Genomic DNA, 1,469 nt, shown 5'->3' on the forward strand with positions numbered 1-1,469 from the left:
GCCTCGACGGCGCGTGGGTCAACGACTTCGCCTCGAAGGGCGTGATCGCGAACCTCACCGACCTGATGACGCAGAACAACTACGACGAGAGTCAACTGGCGAGCCAGATCAAGGTCGACGGCAGCACCTACATGATCCCGGTCGTCAACTTCGTCTACCCGATGTTCACGAACGACGACCTGCTCGCCAAGGCCGGCGTCACCGCACCCCCGTCCACGCGCACCGAGTTCGCCGATGCCGCGAAGAAGATCAAGGCCCTCGGCGGCGACGTCTCCGGCTGGGTCCTGCCGCTGTCGCTCGAAGCCCCCAACGGCGTGCAGAACGACGTGATGTCCTGGGTGTGGGCGTCGGGCGGATCGATGCTGAAGGACGGCAAGCCCGATCTCACCAACAAAGACGTGACCTCCGCGATGAACTACATCGACGGGCTGTGGAAGGACGGTGTCATCGCCTCCGGATCCTTCACGATGAAGGAGCAGGACAAGGTCGAGGAGTTCACCAACGGTCGCGTCGGCATGATGATCGACTCGCTGGCGCACATCAACCTGATCCGTCAGTCGAACCCCAACCTCAAGTTCTCGATCTCGGCGATCCCCGCCGCCGACGGCTACACCGGACAGCGCGGCATCCCCTACGCGTCGTGGGGCATCGGCGTCGCCGAGAACTCCGCGCACAAGGATGCCGCGTTCAAGCTGGTGTCGTTCCTGATGAGCAAGGACACCAACTCGAAGCTGTCGACACTGGCCAAGGCGTTCCCCGGCAACACGCAGTCCACCCCGGACTTCTCGGGCAGCGACGAACTGTTCAAGAAGGCGTTCGACATCTACAAGGCGGGCTATCCCGCGAACGAGTTCACCGGGCTGCCGACCGCGGAGGACCTCATGCGCCAGCTCGGCCAGCAGCTGCAGACGGCGCTGGACGGTCAGCAGTCCATGGACGATGCGCTCAAGAACGCGCAGACGTCCTGGGCCGCAGCGTTCTGAGCCGCCTCGCCCCCACCCGGGTGCCGCATCGCTGCGCGACAGCGGTGCGGCACCCGCCCACCCACCCGTCCGGCGCCGGCCGGAACCCCGCAAGGAGCCGTGCGGTCTCATGACCCTGAAAACCCCCGTCTCGCTCGACACCGAGGTGCTCGTCACCGGCGTCGCGCACTCGCGTCGCCGGCGCCAGCTGCGCCGCACGACCGAGTCGTACGCCTTCCTCGCGCCGACGCTGATCCTCCTGCTCGTGCTGATGATCGTCCCGATCGTCATGGTCATCGGCTACTCGCTGCAGAGCAACGTCATCCTCAGCAAGAACGGCCAGTTCGTCGGCATCCAGAACTACCTGACGGTGCTCGGCGACGGCGCGTTCTGGAAGGCGACCTCCAACACGGTCGTCTTCACCGTCGTCAGCGTCGCCGCCCACCTCGTGCTCGGCCTCGGCTTCGCCCTCATGCTCAGACTCTAGAGGATCCCCGGGACCGAGCT

General features: G+C 65.6%; 2 protein-coding genes. Both read left to right on the plus strand.

The window, feature by feature from the left end:
- Positions 1–983: ABC transporter substrate-binding protein (locus tag I5I_RS03190; RefSeq protein ID WP_036316395.1), on the plus strand; the 983-nt coding region annotated here is incomplete at its 5' end.
- Between the two features lie 109 nt (positions 984–1,092).
- Positions 1,093–1,449 (plus strand): carbohydrate ABC transporter permease, encoded by a 357-nt coding sequence (locus I5I_RS03195; protein ID WP_239640003.1) that lies wholly within the window; start codon positions 1,093–1,095, stop codon positions 1,447–1,449.
- Positions 1,450–1,469: the final 20 nt, after the last annotated feature.

Source organism: Microbacterium sp. B24 (assembly GCF_000333415.1).
In the GTDB taxonomy this organism is placed as follows: domain Bacteria; phylum Actinomycetota; class Actinomycetes; order Actinomycetales; family Microbacteriaceae; genus Microbacterium.